This is a genomic window from Polynucleobacter sp. AP-Titi-500A-B4, from assembly GCF_018688095.1.
GTDB lineage: Bacteria > Pseudomonadota > Gammaproteobacteria > Burkholderiales > Burkholderiaceae > Polynucleobacter.
Map to the genome: position 1 here is coordinate 1,526,749 of NZ_CP061311.1, position 16,683 is coordinate 1,543,431.

Genomic DNA, 16,683 nt, shown 5'->3' on the forward strand with positions numbered 1-16,683 from the left:
TGGTTGCAGAGTTTAAAAACTATTTAATTTCTGGCAACTCTTTTTGGATAATCTTGAGACCTTCACGTAAGGCATCTTGATAGCGTTCGCGCTCAGCTTTAATTGACTCTTTTGTCCATGAATAAAAGCCTTCACCTGTCTTCATGCCAAATTTTCCACTCTCAACACGCTCACTCAAACACTTCGCAATCGTTTGTGAATTATTGAGTGATGGATAAATCGTTGCACCACCAGCAGCATGGATCTCTAGCCCTGCGTGATCCCGTTGCATAGCAGGGCCAGCAGCGATATAGCGGAAGCCGAAACCAAAGCGCACCGCCTTATCAATATCTTCCACAGTACAAATGCCTTCATCAACCATGGAGAACGCTTCACGCGATAAAGCATGCTGCAAACGATTTGCCAAGAATCCAGGTAAGTCTTTTTTCACTGTCACAGGCACCATACCGCATGCAGTCATCAATCGAGTCAGACTGTCGCCAACCATCGGCGATGTTTTTGCTCCGTAGACTACTTCAACACAAGGAATCAAATGTGCCGGCATAAAGAAATGTAAGCCAATCATGCGCGCAGCCGTTTTTAAGCCGTTGGCAATTTCGCTAATTGGAAAACTGGTGCTATTGCTAGCCAATACTGCCTCAGGCTTTGCATACTTTTCTAGCTTTGCAAATAGTTCACGCTTAATGTCTAAGCGCTCTGGCACGCACTCAATGACCAAATCGATATCAGCCCAATCTACTTCCTCCAGTGATCCTGCTACAGATAATAGGTGGATACGATTTTCATAACCTAACTCGGTCATGGTGTTCACAAAATAGTCCGGCAAAAGTGCACGACGCTCAGTCGTTGGTTCAACCACCTGAACAGCGCAACCGCCACGTGCGCAAACCGCGGCGACATCGGCGCCCATGGTACCGCCACCGACAACGACTACCTTGGTTTCTGCTGGGGTAAACAACATGACATATTCTCCTGGAGGGGAGGACTTTTTTTCGAAAATCCTCATACAATGGAAGCATTATTCCAATAAAAAATAGAGACAGACATGATCCCCGTCAATTCGGTGCTGCAGGTCGGCCATTTTCCTGAGATTATGCAGGCGGAAATCGATCGCCGCTTTACGCCGACCCGTCACCTTGATGTAAGCGCTCCCCCACCTGCCGGCAATTTTGAGGCGATCTTGGTCCGCTCCAATACGAAATTGCCCGAAGCTCTTGTGAAACAGATTCCGAGCATTAAATTGGTATCCACCTGCGGCGTGGGCTACGACAATCTCCCTTTGGCTTACCTGAAGGAAAAAGGGATCAAGGCTAGCAACACACCGGGCGTTCTAAATGATGCCGTCTGCGAACTGGCCATTGGGATGATGCTGGGTCTGATGCGGCGCCTTCCGGAGTCCCAGGAGCACGTTAAAAGCGGCGCCTGGTCTAAAGGCCTCTTTCAGTTAACCACCACTCTGGCAGGCAAACAGGTTGGTATTGCGGGCATGGGCCGTATTGGTCAGGACCTTGCCAAGCGTCTAGAACCGTTTAAGGTCGAGATTGCTTACTCAGGCCCAAACCCTAAGCCCGTCCCTTACACCTATTACAAAGAAATCAAAGACTTGGCGGAAGCCTGCGATGTTTTATTTCTGGCTTGTCCGGCCACCCCAGATACAGATAACTTGGTTGATACGTCCGTATTAAAAGCGTTAGGGCCTTCGTCCTTCCTTATTAATATCGCTCGCGGTAGCGTTGTTAACGAATCCGATCTTTTATATGCGCTGCAGCATAAACAAATTGCTGGGGCAGCCCTAGACGTGTTCAATAATGAACCCAATCCAAATCCTGCCTTTCTGAAGCTAGATAATGTTTTACTAACACCCCATATTGGAAGTGCTACCTTGGAAACGCGGATAGCCATGACAAATTTAGCCGTAGATAATTTAGAAGCTTTCTTTAAACAACAACCACTTCTTACTGAAGTTCATTATTAAAACGGAGTCAGCATGACCATCTCTTTGCATCCATCCACCCTGCCAGCTGTGCTTTCACCAGTCTTAACACCTTTTAAAGCAGACGGACATCCTGATGCCCAAAAATTACTGAAGCAATGTAAATGGCTAGAGTCCAATGGTGTAGGTCAAGCGATCTTTGGCACCAACTCCGAAGCAAACTCCATGTCTGCCACTCAAAAGATGAATACGCTGACTGCATTGATTGAGGGTGGCTTAAACCCTGAACACATGATGCCGGGTACTGGGTCTACTTCGATCGAGAGTACTTATCGGATGACTGCCCATGCCTTAAGCCATAAATGCGCAGGCGTATTAATGTTGCCGCCCTTCTACTACAAAGACATTACCGATGATGGATTGTTTGCCTACTTTTCCGAAGTGATTCAAAAGATGGGTAGCTCCGCACTGCAAATTTACATTTACAACATTCCGCCAGTAACAAAAATTAACTTAAGCCTGTCATTGCTTGAGCGCCTGGCAAAAGAATATCCAAAGACTATCGTTGGTATGAAAGATAGTTCGGGTGATTGGGCCTATACAGAGTCTGTGATTAAGCTCTTAGCTCCATCAGGCTTCCGCGTATATGCGGGTAGCGAAGTTTTCTTGATGCGTACATTACGTGCCGGCGGTGTTGGTTGTATCTCTGCTACAGCAAACGTCAACCCACATGCCATTGCAGATCTTGCTGCCCATTGGAGAGAATCCAATGCTGACGAACGTCAAGCAGAGCTAGATAAAGTGCGTAGCGTCTTTGCTAAATATCAAATGATTGCGGGTATGAAAACAGCCGTGGCACATTACAGCAACGATCCAGAGTGGCTCCGTGTACGTCCACCACTCATGCAGTTAACAGCCGATCAACAAGCTCAGCTTCTCAGCGAGTTAAAGCAAATTAACTTCAGCATGCCAGGCCTTTAATCCATTTAGATAAGACCAATAGGAGACAACCATGAAATTATTAAAAATCATTGCGTTATCACTCAGTTTTTTATGGGCTAACGCTTACGCACAAAATATTTCGATTGCAACTGGTGGTACAGGTGGCGTTTACTACCCAATGGGTGGTGGTCTGGCTGCCATGCTTTCCAGTAAAGTGCCAGGAATGTCAGCAACAGCCGAAGTCACGGGCGGTTCTGTAGATAACTTAAAGCTAGTTGGTACCGGCAAACCTTATGTTGCCTTCTCAATGGCTGATGCAGCCAAAGACGCTTCCGTTGGTGAAGATAAATTCAAAGATAAGCCAGTAGATTTGCGGACCTTACTCATCCTGTATCCAAACCTCATGCACGTTGCCACAGTAGAATCTACCGGCATTAAATCAATGAAAGATTTAAAAGGCAAGCGTGTTAGTACAGGCGCACCCGGAAGCGCTACGGAAGTGATGGCCTTCCGCTTACTAGAGGCTGCAGGTCTAGATAAAGATAAGGATGTAAAACGCGAGCGCTTGAGTGTTGCCGAATCTGTCAACGCAGTAAAAGATCGAAAGATTGATGCTTTCTTCTGGGTCGGCGGTCTTCCTACTGCAGCCGTGACTGATTTAGCCAATAGCCCAGGCATGAAAATTGTGATGGTAGATACGGCTGCTGAAGTTCCTGCTATGAATAAAAAATATGGCAATCTTTACTTCCCAGCCGTAATCACTAAACAAACCTATAGTGGTATGGCAAAAGATAACAATGTTGCAGCAGTTGCAAATCTACTAGTTGTAAACTCATCTATGCCTGATGCAGAGGCATATAAGATCGTCAAAGCTATTTTTGATAATCAACTTGAGTTAGTCCGTTCACATGCGGAGTTCAGAAACATCAAATTAGAAACTCAAAAATCTAATGCAACACCCATTGCCTATCATCCAGGCGCCTTAAAGTACCTAAAAGAAAAAGGTGTCAAGGTAAACTAAGCCATCTCGGGGTGAGTTAATCTCACCCCTTCTGCTTTTAAGTAGTGCATCAATATCAAAATAGGTAGAAGCATGAATCAGAACGTCATCGATAATGAAACCCAAGAAAAATTAGACGCCTTTATTAAGCAAGAGGAAGGTGACTCTAATGACTACAAGGGCTTATTAGCCAAGTTCATTACCCTCGTAGCTGTAGGCATGTCTTTGTTTCATCTCTACGCCGCCTATTCTATTGTTCCCACTCAGCAGTTACGCGTCATTCACGTTGCCTTAGTATTGTTTCTGGTGTTCTTAAGTTTTCCGATTGCAGCTCGCTTTAAAAATAAGTTAATGTTTTGGGATGTTTTATTTGCTATAGGCTCAGTTGCCATCGCTTATTACATCTTGAGTGGCGGCGATGACTTTATGGATCGCAATACCGCACCCAACCCAACCGATGTCATGATTGGTATTGGCCTCATTCTGCTGATTCTGGAGAGTGTGCGCAGAACCAATGGCATGGTCTTAGTGAGCGTCACCGTCTTATTCCTGCTCTACGCTTTGTTTGGTAATTATTTGCCAGCGCCATGGACGCATAAGGGTTATGGTTTAGATCGCCTCGTTGGTTATATGTATATGAGCCTAGAGGGCATCTATGGAACAGCGGTCGATGTATCCGCAACCCTGATTATTCTCTTTACGATTTTTGGCGCCTTCTTGCAATTTACTGGTGCCGGTAAATTCTTTATTGACTTCTCTTTTGCTGCCATGGGCGGTAAATCCTCTGGCGTAGGCAGAACGATTGTTCTTTCTTCCTTTTTAATGGGTGGGCCATCAGGCTCTGGTGTTGCCACTACCGTTACCGTAGGCTCTGTCGCAGCACCTATGCTCGATAAGGTGGGTTACGAAAAAAATGCTGCTGGCGGACTGCTGGCTGCTGGCGGTCTTGGCGCTATCATCTCGCCGCCAGTTTTAGGCGCCGCTGCCTTTTTGATTGCAGACTTCCTCAAGATCTCGTATTTAGATGTCTTACTAATGGCAACCATTCCAACCATTCTGTTTTATCTCGGTTTGTTTGTGATGGTCGAGATTGATGTTCGTAAATATGGCATGAAGAACATTCACTTTGAATCCGCTGAATCTGCATGGAGTCTCACCAAAAAATATTGGTTTCATTTCTTCTCGCTGATTTCGATTGTCGTATTTATGATGTTCGGTTTCTCGCCAGTCATGTCGGTATTCTGGGCCACTGTCGTATCCGCCTTCTCCAGTATGTTGCGTGAAGATACGGCCATCATTCCCTGGGCTTGGTTTAAAGGCAAGGAACCGATTCTTTCTGGGCTTTATAACTCCAACCTAACTAAAGCCCTGGCTTCAGGCTCCACTGGTGTATTAGCCATTGCAGCTACCTGTGCTGGCGCCGGCCTAATTGTGGGCACAGTGACTTTAACTGGTCTAGGCCTTAAATTTAGCTCGATCGTGATTCAGTATGCGGGCGGCTCTTTATTGCTCACGGCAATCTTCACAGCCTTAATTGTTTGGATTGTGGGTCTCGCTGTTCCAGTAACTGCCTCTTATATTATTTGCGCAGTGATTGCAGCTCCAGCTTTAATCAATTTGGGTGTTCCAGCATTTGCAGCCCATATGTTCATCTTCTATTACGCAGTTCTATCTGAAGTATCCCCTCCAACTGCATTGTCACCATTTGCTGCTGCTGCGATTTGCAAGGGCAATCCATATAAGACAACCTTACAAACTTGGAAATATGTTGCTCCAGCCATCTTGGTGCCGTTCATGTTTGTTTTGGATAAATCTGGTGTGAGCTTGCTCTTGATGGGTTCTAGCAGCGCTCTTGAGCAAGCAGACTGGATGCAGATTGCTTGGATCTCCTTTACTGCAGTTGTTGGCATCATTTGTTTAGCGGGTGGCTTGCAAGGCTGGTTTATTGAGAAAACCAAATCCTTTGAACGCATCATCATGGTGATCTCTGGTGTGGCTCTAGCTTATCCATCTACCGAGGCCGATCTCATTGGCTTTATTGGCTTTGGCTTAGTCTTAGTGACTCAAATGATGACTCACTACAAGCTCAATCGAAAGTCGACCTAAGACTTTCCAAATCAAGCTGGTAAGTCTCAATAAATAAAGCCCGCAGTTGCGGGCTTTATTTTTAATAAGAACATTTTCACTTAGGCAATTTTGGTCCAAGGTGTTTTGCCTGCATATTTCTTTATGGCAGCTTCATCGAACTCAAAGCCCAATCCTGGGGTCTTATGCAAAATCAAATCGCCATTCTTAAAGGTTAATTGCTTGTTAATTAATCTACGGAAGTTAAGCACTTGATCATCTAAGAAAAATTCTACAAAGCGGGCATTCGGGGTTGCCGCTACTAGGGGAGCATGTAAATCATGCATCCAGTGTGGGCAAACAATAATACCCTTAGCATCCGCATAAGCAGAGATACGGCGCCACTCCGTAATACCGCCACATACCGCAGCATCCGATTGCAAGATTGCTGCGCCACCGGCATCAATTAATTCTCTAAACCGCCAACGACCCGCCTCCATCTCACCCGTAGCAACGTTGATCTTTGTTTGACGCGCCAAGGCAGCATGCAAATCTATTGCATCAGGAGAAAAAGGTTCTTCAATCCAGTACGGGTTGTACGCCTCAAAGCGTCTGACATACTCGAGCGCCGTAGGTAAATCGCGCCAGGCATTATTTGCATCCAGCGTCAAAAGGATGTCATCACCAATAGCTTTGCGGGCAGCATTAACTCGCGCCTCTTCTTCTGCAGGAGACAAGCGCCCTACTTTCATCTTGACCGCCTTAAAGCCCTGCTTGACATAGGACTCCATCTCCTTACCAAGTTTGGCAGGAGTTTTACCTTCCAAATAATAGCCACCGCTAGCATAAGCTGGCACACGATCGTCAACTACTGAACCAAGATAGTGATGCAAAGGTAAACCTGCAGCGCGCGCGTTGAGATCCCAAAGCGCCGTATCCAAAATTGAGATGCCTCGCATCACAGCGCCAGTACGCCCTTGCAAAATGGATTCGTTATACATATCCATCCAAAGACCTTCACTACGATGGCTATTTTGGCCAATGAGCTTTGGTGCAAGCAATTGCTCAACGGCAATTTTGGCGATATCACCACCAGCGCTGCCGACGTAGCAAAAGCCAATTCCCTCATTACCATCCTTACCGCGGACTTTAACCAAGCAATAGTGACGTTCTGATACGGTACGGGTTGAAAAAGAAGTGACCTTATCCAAAGGTACAGCTACTGAAGCGACTTGCACAGATTCGATGATCGGCATCTGAACTCCTTAATGAAAAAAATATTGTATCTAGTAATGAAATACTGGGTTTGCGCCTTTTGTAGGGTTAATTTATTGCAGTACAACATAATTATCTGGGGTATAGGTCACATTATTAGATAATTACCAAGTGAATAGAAAAGCAACTTCTTCCAACCAGCTCACAAAAGGGATGCTCCTACTGGGATGTGGGTTGCTCAGCCTGCTGATCGGGTTGAGTTCTGGAGCTCAAGCACAGACCACTCAGACTCAAAAGCCCAATCAAAGTCGCACCAAAGTCTACGTGCAGAACTCCAAGCAAGTAGGGTTTAAGGACAAATCTGCAGGGGCTGGGTCGAAGACCAATGGCATGAGTCTGAACCCATCACTCTTTCAGAAAAAGGATCCGAGCGAGCTCATGCTGGATAGTGATGCCAACTTGGACTATCGGGTGATGCAAGGCTGTCTGCGACGGAATTTTAATGAGGACAATCTACCCTCTAGTGTTGGTATCGATAACCGCCAGTTTTCTGACTTCTTCAAAAACCAGACCAAGGGATTTTTTGACAAGATGCGAGGGGAATGTATTCCTTATGCCGTTGCATTCACTACACGTAATCGTTTTGACTCACTGAGCATCATGAATGGTCCCATTCAAGACAGTAAAACAGAAGTGTGGACATTTACACCTTCAGCCTTTGGTGGATTCTTAGTGCAGCAAGATCTTCTTAGGAATGAGTCTAAAAATCTCACAGAAATTCGCGTGCCCTTAAAAGAAGTTTTATATGATCCACGCAAATTGGGTGACAAGCTCCCAGTGGAATTAGTCTGGGAACTGAATTCCATCATCAAACAAATTTATCCTGAAGACAATAACTCTCTTGAAAACACCAATAGCATCGTTAGGCTCATTGTTGACTTTGGTGACCGAGAAAGATGGGCACAAATTTGGGCAGTAGAGATCATCGACCCAGCTAATAAAGAAGTATTTGCTAGCGCATTTTGGGTCGAACGGAACGATATTCCAGGTGGCTTCTTCACCGGTGGTGGAGAGTCCCTTGAGCGCTCCTTCTGGACCAACCCATTAAGCTATCGACGTATCTCACGTGGCGTGGGCATGGTACGAGCCGGTGCTCCTAAGCGCCCAAAAAATAATGCAGCCGTGACTCAACCCGTACAAGCCAAACAACGTTACCGCGCTCATATGGGGATTGATTATGCTGCGCCAGTAGGCACGCCCATCTTTAGTGTAGCCAATGGCAGAGTGGTACACCTTGGCTATAGCGGCGCATTTGGTAATTTGATTGTGCTTGAGCATCCAGGCAGTTATCACACTTACTACGCTCATCTAAGTGCCTACAATCCCGAACTTGAAGTTGGCAATGAAGTGCGTCGTGGCCTTGAAATTGGTTATGTTGGATCGACTGGTCGCTCTACTGGACCCCATCTCCATTTCGAACTCAGAAAAGATGGCATCTACGTCGATCCCTATGCAGCCAAAACACAACTTGACCTATGGTCAATGCGAGATAACGAGAGTGGCCAGCTCACAAGAGAAATTTTGCTACTCGGTAGCCCACTAAGTCAGCAATATAAATAATGACAAACCGTCATAAATAAATAGGGTCCGATTGGACCCTATGTTTTTTGCAACACTCAAAATAATTTATCCGAGCACGAGTACCGGAAGCTTAGAGTGCACGATAACCTCATGTGTTTCGCTACCCAACAAAACACTTTTGATGCCAGTGCGTTTATGGGAAGCCATCACGATGACATCGGCTTTTGCCTTTTTAGCGCCATCCAAAATACCTTCAGCAAGATTTGTATTGGAAATATGCATAGATTTTGCTTTGATGCTGGCGCCAAGAGCAGTAGCCGCTTTTTTAAAGACGTCTTTTGCATAGGCTTCACAAACACTTTTATGTTCTTTTGCAGACACCCCGTAACCCATCGTACTGTCGGAATACACTAAAGGAGGCAAGGGATCGGAAACGTATACCAAAGTCACAGCAGCGCCGTCCGCCTTAGCAAGTTCAGCGACTTTTTTTAAAGACTTTTTACTGACATCTGAACCGTCAACCGGCACCAATAAATGCTTAAACATATTTACCCCCTTTAAATTGAACTACTTATCTACTCTTTCCATCATAATGCTTATTATTGACCCATCAAAGCTCAAAGGGGAACTGAATTGCTCAAGTATTTAGGAATTTACTTCACGTTTTTCATCACCCTTATTGCGGTGGATTTGATCTGGCTCTTGGGAATAGCAAAAAACCTCTATCGAGAGGAAATGGGCGATTTAATGGCCAGCGAACCTAAGCTCATTGCAGGCTTAGCGTTTTACCTTCTGTATGCCCTGGGAGTTTGTATTTTTGTCGTTGCGCCTGCTCTATCAAAACAGTCCCTCATTTATGCACTGCAATACGGTGCGCTATTTGGCTTCTTTTGCTACATGACTTACGACCTCACCAATCTAGCAATCATTCGCGACTTTCCAACTAGACTGGCATTTATTGATATTGCCTGGGGGTCAGTTGTGACAGCGTTTTCTGCAGGAATGACCTACTGGGTAGGTAATCGAATTTCTTAAGCAGATAATGTTTTTTCATCCGAAAATTCTTGACTCCTTTAAGGGCTATAACAGCACCCTATTTACCAAGGACGTCTTAGCAGGTCTTACTGTCGGAGTTGTCGCACTCCCCTTAGCAATGGCCTTTGCAATTGCCAGTGGATTAAAACCCGAGGCTGGTATTTTCACTGCCATTATTGCCGGGGGCTTGATTTCTCTATTGGGTGGAAGTCGCGTTCAAATCGGTGGCCCCGCTGGTGCATTTATTGTCATTGTGTACGGCATTGTGGAGCGTTATGGCGTACCTAATTTATTGCTTGCTACTGCGATGTCTGGTGTGTTTCTGTTGCTGATGGGAGCGTTCAGACTTGGAACGCTGGTGAGATTTATTCCAATCGCTGTCATCATCGGATTTACCAATGGTATTGCAGTATTAATTGGCCTGTCACAAATTAAGGATTTCTTTGGCCTAACGATTGAGAAAATGCCTGCTCAATTTTTTCAGGCGGTACAAGCTTTATATAACGCAGCAGATACAGTCAATCCTGCGGCACTCAGTTTGGCCTGTGGAAGTTTGGCCATCATTATTGCCTGGAAAATGCTTCGGAAGCATTTGGGTTGGCTTAGTCACCTGCCAGGTACGGTGATAGCCATGGTTCTAGCCACCATTATCACTGCACTCTTGAACTTACCAGTTGACACGATAGGTAGTCGATTCGGTGGAATCCCGTCTAGCTTGCCGCATTTTGAATGGATTCCTATTGGCTTAGGTACAGCCCAATTTATGGTGATCCCTGCCCTAACTTTAGCCTTATTGGGTGCTATTGAATCTTTACTCTGCGCCCGCATTGCGGATGGCTTAACGCATCAACGTCATGATTCAAATCAAGAACTTATGGCGCAAGGCGTTGCCAACCTAGTAACGCCATTTTTTGGCGGCATGCCTGCAACAGGTACGATTGCCCGTACTGTCACCAACATCGAAAGTGGCGGTACAACCCCGCTATCAGGCATAGTTCACGCCATCACTTTATTGTTAGTAGTTTTATTTGCAGCACCCCTAGCAAAAGATATTCCTTTGGCTAGTTTGGCTGCAATCTTGATGTATGTAGCCTGGAATATGGGTGAGTGGAAAAAGTTTATCGATTTAAAGCAATTCCGTTTGCCCTACCAACTCACCATCATGAGCGTATTTTTACTCACAGTCATCTTAGATCTCACCATCGCGGTACAGGTAGGCCTACTCTTTGCCTTTATCACCTTTATCTACCGCATCTCCAGCCTATCTCGCTGTGAGTTAGCTGATAGTGAGCACTTTCCGCAACTAGAAAATCAACAAGGCCGGATTGATGCCTACCGAATTTATGGTGCCATCTTTTTTGGCGCGGTAAAGCTGCTAGAAAAGATTGAAGAAAAGTTACCTTCTCAAGTTTTATTAATTGACTTGAAAAATGTAATTTACGTAGACACCTCTGGAATGGAAACGATTGCAGAATTGGCTCATCTATGCAAAATCCGTAATATCAAACTCATCATTTGCGGTTTAGATCATCAGCCTTATGAGATGGCACAACGCAGTGGATTCTTGCAAAGCCTGCCCCCAGATTGCCTATACCCAGATTTGCTCTCTGGCATTGCTGCTACAACTGGGCACTAAGAAATACAGAAGCCGCCTTTTAGCAAAGCTTCTGGCAAGACCCAAGCACGATATAAACCAAATCCGCCTGCGGTAAAAAGCAGCAACACTGCCAAGTAGCGCACCCATTGGTATTGCCCAAACTGTGTCAAGGCAGCCGAGAATTTAGAAATCAACAACAAGTTCGGCAAGGTACCCAAACCAAATGCCAGCATTAATGCAGCGCCTGTGAAAACATCTCCAGATAAAAAAGCCAAAGGCAATACGCTGTACACCAAACCACAGGGCACCAAACCCCAAAGCATGCCACTAAACCAACGTGATGGTCCGCTAGCAAAACGGCCTAAATATTTAGCCCAATAACTAGCGATTTGAGTATTCAACCATCTACCGCCGATTCGCCCCTCTGATTTACCTAAACCCAATAAACGAAAGCCCATGTAAATCAAGAGCAAAGAAGTCAAAATAAAAAGTGATCTTTGAATGGGCAGTAAATTCTGTTGCCAAACAACTACTCCTATCCAAGCCGCCAAAGCGCCCAATAAAACATATGTTGTGACACGACCCAAATGCATGACAAGCTGAAGGTAAAAGAGCTCTGATTTGGCTCTTAATGGGCTCTCTAAGGTGCTGGGACGCTCTATGGCAGCTGCGATGCCACCACACATCAAAGCGCAATGCCAGCCGCTCACCAGAGCACCTAGGAAGACTGCTAAAAGAAGACTGGTGGTTAGCATTTCTTGAGTAAAGAATGAGGGAAAGTGCTGATTTTCATACTTATAGAATAAACTGCTTGATAATTAGTACCAAGATGAATTACAAGCCAACCGACACTCCTACCAGCAAATGCTCAGTCTGCGTACTAGGGCAATTTTGTCTACCAGTTGGCCTAAACGCCAGTGATATTACTAGAGTAGACACCCTGGTGAAAGAACGGGTGCACCTACAAAAAGGGGAAAGTCTGTATCGCCATGGCGATCCTCTTAGCTCTGTCTACAGCGTTCGCTTTGGTACCTTTAAAACAGAATACTGCCTCCAAGATGGTCGCCAGCAAGTAATTGGCTTTCATCTACCGGGGGAAATCCTTGGCTTAGATGGTATTGGGGAAGGCCACTATCAATCAGATGCGATCGCCCTAGAAGAAAGTGAAGTCTGCATCATTCGCTATGATGCCTTTGAAGATCTCGCACGTCAGATTCCGGTTCTGCAAAATCAGTTTCATAAGATCATGAGCCGTGAGCTCACACAAGATCAACGCCATCTACTGTCGCTAGGGACCATGCGTGCTGAAGAAAGATTGGCAGCATTCTTGCTAAGTCTTTCACAACGCTTAGCTGCACGCGGTTATCTCAATCATGAATTTGATCTACGCATGAGTCGCGTTGAGATTGGCAGCTACCTTGGAATTCAGATTGAAACAGTGAGCCGTATGCTTTCACGCTTTGCAGAATCCGGCCTGATTCAAATTAAGCAGCGCCATATTAAGTTAATTGATATGGATGGTTTGTATGAGTTAGCAGGCATTCCCAACCCAGATAGATCTGCCTGCCTCAGCACTGATATTCCAATCAAACACGCTTAAAACTACAAAAGGCCGCGGTCGATTTCTTTACCTTCTGGCGCCTCGATGCCAGGCAAAATATAGGCCGTCAATGCACTTGAGACTGCACAGAAAGTCCAAATCGCAAAAAATCCAATGGTGTAAATCCCTTCATCAGAGATTTCTGGATGATGCCCAAAAAATAACAGGTCTTGTGGGTGTATCACAGTAAATAACAAGCCTTCTGCCATACCGGCTACTAAGAAGGAGGGCCATAAGATCCAGATGAGCAGACGGTATTTCATTTTTGAGCCTGCGGATCTTTCAACTGCTCTACTTTCAGACCCTGTTTCACTACGCCATCTCGCAGAGGCTTATCCACATGCATATTTAATGCTAACCAAATAGTAATGATGCAGCCAATCATTGCAACGGCTGGACCACTAATGAGTAGCCAAGGCCATAACTGCTTCCACCAAGGTTTGATAGTTTGCTGTTTAGTCATCTGCATCCTCTCCATCTTTTACTCGCTGGCTTAACGGGGAATAATAAAGGTTGATTTCTCATCGCGCTTTCTGGTGATCACTTCATTTCCAGAGAGTTCCTGAGCAATCACATCAAAATGAATCGGGTAGTTCCCTGGCTGATTAATGCCAATTTCAGTACTCACTTTAATCGGTATTAATAAGTTACTTGCAGGACCTACTTCAATTTCAGAAACGACTTGCCCCTGTGAGTTCAGAATCTTTAGCTCTTCTAAACCACTGGCAGTAAGTTCAACCTTCATCTTATGTTCAGAAGCATTCATAACTTGAATGCGATAAATATTCTCAATTCGAACACCCTCAACCTCGCGAGCCAGAGCACCACGATCCCGCATGACATCGACACGCAATGGATTACGAGTTGCCAAAGATATCAAGAAAGCGGCCGCAAGCACAGTAATGAAGGCTGTATAAATCAATACTCGAGGACGTAGGATGTGGCGAATGGCGCTTTGATTGGATTCACGATCCTCAACTGCACGTTCTGTCGTGTAACGAATCAATCCTTTTGGATAATCCACCTTCTCCATCACCTGATCGCAAGCATCAATACAAGCGCCACACCCAATGCACATATACTGCATGCCATCACGAATATCAATGCCCGTAGGGCAGACCTGCACGCAAATACTGCAATCAACGCAATCACCTAATCCCAATGAACTGTGATCGACGGACTTACTGCGGCTACCTCTTGGCTCACCTCGCACTTTGTCATAGGTAACTAAGAATGTATCTTTATCCACCATCACGCTTTGAAAGCGCGCATAAGGACACATGTATTTGCAAACCTGCTCACGCATAAAACCTGCATTACCCCAAGTAGCAAAGCTATAAAAGCAAAGCCAGAAGGTTTGCCATGGCCCAAGGGATAGATGAATCAGCGCTGAACCTAAAGTTGTGATTGGCGTGAAATACCCAATAAAAGTAAAGCCCGTCCAGAATGCAATCAATAGCCAAAGGAAGTGTTTGGTGATCTTGAGACGCCACTTACGAATACTCCATGGCCACTCTTCACCATCTAAACGAATTCGTGCAAAACGATCCCCTTCAACCTTGCGCTCGATCCACATAAAGATCTCGGTATAAACCGTTTGTGGGCAGGCATATCCACAAAAGAGGCGTCCTGCTACAGCAGTAAAGAGAAATAGCGCTAAGGCTGAAAGAATGAGTAGCAGCGTGAGATAGATCACGTCCTGCGGCCAGAGCACAAGACCGAAAATGTAAAACTTACGTTGTATTAAATCAAAGAGAACCGCTTGACGACCATTCCAACTAACCCATGGCAAACCATAGAACAGTAGCTGAGTGGCAAAAACGAGAATTAATCGCCAGCGGGCAAAGAGTCCTGAGACTGAGCGCGGGTGAATCTTTCGCCGGACCTCGTAAAGAGATTCCTCGATAACCTCTATCGGAACAGGTTTCCCACCCGGCGTATTGCTTGGCACTGCTTACTTAGCTGCTGCGGGTTGCTTGTTATTAGACAAGCCCCAAACATAAGCGGTTAATAACTGAATCTTCTCAGGACTTAACACTTTGTCTTGAGCAGGCATCATTGCCATGCGACCTTTGGTCACCGTCTCGATGACGGTTGCTTCAGAGCCTCCATACAGCCAAGTTTTATCAGTCAAGTTCGGTGCACCAAGCACGATGTTGCCCTTACCATCGGGACCATGACATGCGGCACAATTTGATTTGAAGACTTCTGCACCACGAGCCACTTTAAGATCGTCAGCTGGCAAGCCAGACAAGCTACGAACATAATTCGCAACATCCACAATTTGCTTACTATCTAATTGTGGGAATGGAGGCATCACACCGCCACGACCATTGACGATAGTTGTTTTGATATTCTCTGGTGAACCGCCATATAGCCAGTCACCATCCGTTAAATTCGGGAAGCCTTTTGCACCACCAGCATCAGAGCCATGACATTGTGCGCAAGAATTTAAGAATAAACGTTGACCCATTTCACGGGCTTTAGGATCAGCAGCAACCTGCTCAATATCCATCTTCACGTATTTGGCGTAGACAGGCTTCAACTCATCATTAGCCGTGGTCATGGATTGCATTAATGCACCATCAGTACTGTATCCCAAGATACCTGGATATGAACCTAACCCTGGATAAAGAACCAAATAAACCAAAGCAAAAATACAAGAGAGTAAGAACATCCACATCCACCAACGAGGCAGTGGATTATTCAACTCGCGCAAGTCATCATCCCAAACATGACCAGTATCAGCAACCGCACCATCGGGTGTATGGATAACCTTAGCCTTGCGTTGAGAAAATAATAACCAGACGCACCAAACAATGCCGACCAATGTTACTAAGGCGATGTAGGCACTCCAACCAGCACCAAGAAAGTCACTCATGATTTATCCTTACTGAATTCATCGGGTAGATCGAACGGGAGTTCGGCGGATTCTTGATTGGCTGGCTGTCTTTTTGCAGACCAAGCCCACCAAACGATTCCTAAAAAAACTACCAAACCAAGCACGGTAGAAATTGCTGAGAGGTAGGGTGCGATATTTTGCATAGTTTCTCAGTCGCTAAGCCTTACTTAGCAACCACCTCATCAACAATGATGTATCTACGATTAATACCAAGACCTTGAAGATAGGCAACTAATGCATCCATTTCCGTTTTGCCTTCTAACTCTTTTGGTGCATTTGCAATATCCTCATCAGTGTAAGGAACACCTAAACGACGCATTGCAACCATATGCGATTGAATAGTGCTTGCATCGGCAGCATTCTTATTCAAATATGGATATGCAGGCATATTGGACTCAGGCACTACATCACGGGGATTGTTTAGGTGAATCTGATGCCATGCATCTGAGTAACGACCTCCTACACGAGCCAAATCCGGGCCAGTACGCTTGCTGCCCCAAAGGAATGGATGGTCATATACAGACTCACCTGCCAAAGAGTAAGGACCATAACGCTCCACTTCGGAACGTAGCGTACGAATCTGTTGTGAATGACAACCCAAGCAACCTTCACGCTGATAGATATCGCGACCAGCTAAGCGAAGCGCTGAGTAAGGCACTACTCCTGGGCTAGGCTCAGTTGTAGAGTGCTGGAAAAACAAAGGTACGATCTGCACCAAGCCTGCAATCGAAATTGCAGCAATGGTAGCAATAATCAACCAACCAGCATTGCGCTCAAGTGTTTCGTGGGAGAAAAATCGACGTTGTTCTGACAT

Annotated in this window: 18 protein-coding genes; 8 read left to right on the forward strand and 10 right to left on the reverse strand. The window is 45.5% G+C overall.

Annotation, left to right across the window (positions count from 1 at the left end; genetic code table 11):
- Positions 1-19: 19 nt before the first annotated feature.
- On the reverse strand, positions 20-961 hold the full coding sequence (locus FD968_RS07670) for a 3-hydroxyacyl-CoA dehydrogenase family protein (RefSeq protein WP_215365249.1): 942 nt from the start codon (positions 959-961) through the stop codon (positions 20-22).
- Positions 962-1,045: 84 nt separating this feature from the next.
- On the opposite strand from FD968_RS07670, the gene FD968_RS07675 reads away from it, so the two are divergent.
- From FD968_RS07675 to FD968_RS07690, 4 genes are all read left to right on the forward strand, one after another.
- On the forward strand, positions 1,046-1,975 hold the full coding sequence (locus FD968_RS07675) for a 2-hydroxyacid dehydrogenase (RefSeq protein WP_215365251.1): 930 nt from the start codon (positions 1,046-1,048) through the stop codon (positions 1,973-1,975).
- 12 nt (positions 1,976-1,987) lie between these two features.
- The gene (locus tag FD968_RS07680; protein WP_215365253.1) at positions 1,988-2,914 is read left to right on the forward strand and encodes a dihydrodipicolinate synthase family protein; all 927 of its coding nucleotides are present in this window, start codon (positions 1,988-1,990) and stop codon (positions 2,912-2,914) included.
- A gap of 31 nt (positions 2,915-2,945) precedes the next feature.
- Complete coding sequence (locus FD968_RS07685) at positions 2,946-3,896, forward strand: TAXI family TRAP transporter solute-binding subunit (RefSeq protein ID WP_215365255.1); 951 nt, start codon at positions 2,946-2,948, stop codon at positions 3,894-3,896.
- Between the two features lie 72 nt (positions 3,897-3,968).
- Positions 3,969-5,981: a TRAP transporter fused permease subunit gene (locus tag FD968_RS07690; RefSeq protein WP_215365257.1), complete on the forward strand. Its 2,013-nt coding sequence runs from the start codon at positions 3,969-3,971 to the stop codon at positions 5,979-5,981.
- Between the two features lie 80 nt (positions 5,982-6,061).
- On the opposite strand, the gene FD968_RS07695 is transcribed toward FD968_RS07690, so the two are convergent.
- Entirely contained in the window at positions 6,062-7,195 is a 1,134-nt protein-coding gene (locus FD968_RS07695) for a mandelate racemase/muconate lactonizing enzyme family protein (protein WP_215365259.1), read from the reverse strand.
- Between the two features lie 130 nt (positions 7,196-7,325).
- On the opposite strand from FD968_RS07695, the gene FD968_RS07700 reads away from it, so the two are divergent.
- Positions 7,326-8,774, forward strand: coding sequence for a M23 family metallopeptidase (locus tag FD968_RS07700; protein WP_251367544.1), 1,449 nt, complete (start codon positions 7,326-7,328; stop codon positions 8,772-8,774).
- A gap of 66 nt (positions 8,775-8,840) precedes the next feature.
- Here FD968_RS07700 and FD968_RS07705 read toward each other — a convergent pair whose 3' ends face one another.
- Complete coding sequence (locus FD968_RS07705; RefSeq protein WP_215365261.1) at positions 8,841-9,281, reverse strand: universal stress protein; 441 nt, start codon at positions 9,279-9,281, stop codon at positions 8,841-8,843.
- Positions 9,282-9,368: 87 nt separating this feature from the next.
- Here FD968_RS07705 and FD968_RS07710 point away from each other — a divergent pair, with 87 nt between their 5' ends.
- Both FD968_RS07710 and FD968_RS07715 read left to right on the forward strand, forming a co-directional pair.
- Positions 9,369-9,770, forward strand: a complete 402-nt coding sequence (locus FD968_RS07710; RefSeq protein ID WP_215365264.1) for a DUF2177 family protein — start codon at positions 9,369-9,371, stop codon at positions 9,768-9,770.
- A 7-nt stretch (positions 9,771-9,777) separates the two neighbouring features.
- Complete coding sequence (locus FD968_RS07715; protein WP_215365266.1) at positions 9,778-11,406, forward strand: SulP family inorganic anion transporter; 1,629 nt, start codon at positions 9,778-9,780, stop codon at positions 11,404-11,406.
- On the opposite strand, the gene FD968_RS07720 is transcribed toward FD968_RS07715, so the two are convergent.
- The gene (locus tag FD968_RS07720) at positions 11,403-12,122 is read right to left on the reverse strand and encodes a sulfite exporter TauE/SafE family protein (RefSeq protein ID WP_215365268.1); all 720 of its coding nucleotides are present in this window, start codon (positions 12,120-12,122) and stop codon (positions 11,403-11,405) included. The genes FD968_RS07715 and FD968_RS07720 overlap by 4 nt on opposite strands.
- A gap of 74 nt (positions 12,123-12,196) precedes the next feature.
- Here FD968_RS07720 and fnr point away from each other — a divergent pair, with 74 nt between their 5' ends.
- Positions 12,197-12,967 carry a fumarate/nitrate reduction transcriptional regulator Fnr gene (fnr, locus tag FD968_RS07725; protein ID WP_215365270.1) on the forward strand — a complete coding sequence of 257 codons (771 nt, stop codon included), beginning with the start codon at positions 12,197-12,199 and terminating at the stop codon, positions 12,965-12,967.
- A 2-nt stretch (positions 12,968-12,969) separates the two neighbouring features.
- Here the strand turns inward: fnr and FD968_RS07730 are convergent, their stop codons facing one another.
- The 6 genes from FD968_RS07730 to ccoO are packed head-to-tail and all read right to left on the reverse strand — an operon-like array spanning position 12,970 to position 16,683.
- On the reverse strand, positions 12,970-13,230 hold the full coding sequence (locus FD968_RS07730; RefSeq protein WP_215365273.1) for a hypothetical protein: 261 nt from the start codon (positions 13,228-13,230) through the stop codon (positions 12,970-12,972).
- Positions 13,227-13,430 (reverse strand): FixH family protein, encoded by a 204-nt coding sequence (locus FD968_RS07735; RefSeq protein WP_251367545.1) that lies wholly within the window; start codon positions 13,428-13,430, stop codon positions 13,227-13,229. The genes FD968_RS07730 and FD968_RS07735 overlap by 4 nt, the downstream gene beginning before the upstream one ends.
- Positions 13,431-13,460: 30 nt before the next feature.
- The gene (ccoG, locus tag FD968_RS07740) at positions 13,461-14,918 is read right to left on the reverse strand and encodes a cytochrome c oxidase accessory protein CcoG (RefSeq protein ID WP_215365277.1); all 1,458 of its coding nucleotides are present in this window, start codon (positions 14,916-14,918) and stop codon (positions 13,461-13,463) included.
- Positions 14,919-14,921: 3 nt separating this feature from the next.
- Entirely contained in the window at positions 14,922-15,848 is a 927-nt protein-coding gene (gene ccoP, locus FD968_RS07745; protein ID WP_215365280.1) for a cytochrome-c oxidase, cbb3-type subunit III, read from the reverse strand.
- Positions 15,845-16,012, reverse strand: a complete 168-nt coding sequence (locus tag FD968_RS10570; protein WP_071465248.1) for a cbb3-type cytochrome C oxidase subunit 3 — start codon at positions 16,010-16,012, stop codon at positions 15,845-15,847. The genes ccoP and FD968_RS10570 overlap by 4 nt, the downstream gene beginning before the upstream one ends.
- A 20-nt stretch (positions 16,013-16,032) precedes the next feature.
- Positions 16,033-16,683 carry a cytochrome-c oxidase, cbb3-type subunit II gene (ccoO, locus tag FD968_RS07750; protein ID WP_215365282.1) on the reverse strand — a complete coding sequence of 217 codons (651 nt, stop codon included), beginning with the start codon at positions 16,681-16,683 and terminating at the stop codon, positions 16,033-16,035.

Excerpts from the sequence above, each read along its gene's own strand:
- FD968_RS07685 (WP_215365255.1), top strand. The coding sequence starts at position 2,946 with ATGAAATTATTAAAAATCATTGCGTTATCACTCAGTTTTTTATGGGCT.
- FD968_RS07720 (WP_215365268.1), bottom strand. The coding sequence starts at position 12,122 with ATGCTAACCACCAGTCTTCTTTTAGCAGTCTTCCTAGGTGCTCTGGTG.
- FD968_RS07695 (WP_215365259.1), bottom strand. The coding sequence starts at position 7,195 with ATGCCGATCATCGAATCTGTGCAAGTCGCTTCAGTAGCTGTACCTTTG.
- FD968_RS07675 (WP_215365251.1), top strand. The coding sequence starts at position 1,046 with ATGATCCCCGTCAATTCGGTGCTGCAGGTCGGCCATTTTCCTGAGATT.
- ccoO (WP_215365282.1), bottom strand. The coding sequence starts at position 16,683 with ATGTCAGAACAACGTCGATTTTTCTCCCACGAAACACTTGAGCGCAAT.
- FD968_RS07690 (WP_215365257.1), top strand. The coding sequence starts at position 3,969 with ATGAATCAGAACGTCATCGATAATGAAACCCAAGAAAAATTAGACGCC.
- FD968_RS07730 (WP_215365273.1), bottom strand. The coding sequence starts at position 13,230 with ATGAAATACCGTCTGCTCATCTGGATCTTATGGCCCTCCTTCTTAGTA.
- FD968_RS10570 (WP_071465248.1), bottom strand. The coding sequence starts at position 16,012 with ATGCAAAATATCGCACCCTACCTCTCAGCAATTTCTACCGTGCTTGGT.
- FD968_RS07680 (WP_215365253.1), top strand. The coding sequence starts at position 1,988 with ATGACCATCTCTTTGCATCCATCCACCCTGCCAGCTGTGCTTTCACCA.
- FD968_RS07705 (WP_215365261.1), bottom strand. The coding sequence starts at position 9,281 with ATGTTTAAGCATTTATTGGTGCCGGTTGACGGTTCAGATGTCAGTAAA.
- ccoP (WP_215365280.1), bottom strand. The coding sequence starts at position 15,848 with ATGAGTGACTTTCTTGGTGCTGGTTGGAGTGCCTACATCGCCTTAGTA.
- FD968_RS07735 (WP_251367545.1), bottom strand. The coding sequence starts at position 13,430 with ATGACTAAACAGCAAACTATCAAACCTTGGTGGAAGCAGTTATGGCCT.
- FD968_RS07715 (WP_215365266.1), top strand. The coding sequence starts at position 9,778 with ATGTTTTTTCATCCGAAAATTCTTGACTCCTTTAAGGGCTATAACAGC.
- fnr (WP_215365270.1), top strand. The coding sequence starts at position 12,197 with ATGAATTACAAGCCAACCGACACTCCTACCAGCAAATGCTCAGTCTGC.
- FD968_RS07670 (WP_215365249.1), bottom strand. The coding sequence starts at position 961 with ATGTTGTTTACCCCAGCAGAAACCAAGGTAGTCGTTGTCGGTGGCGGT.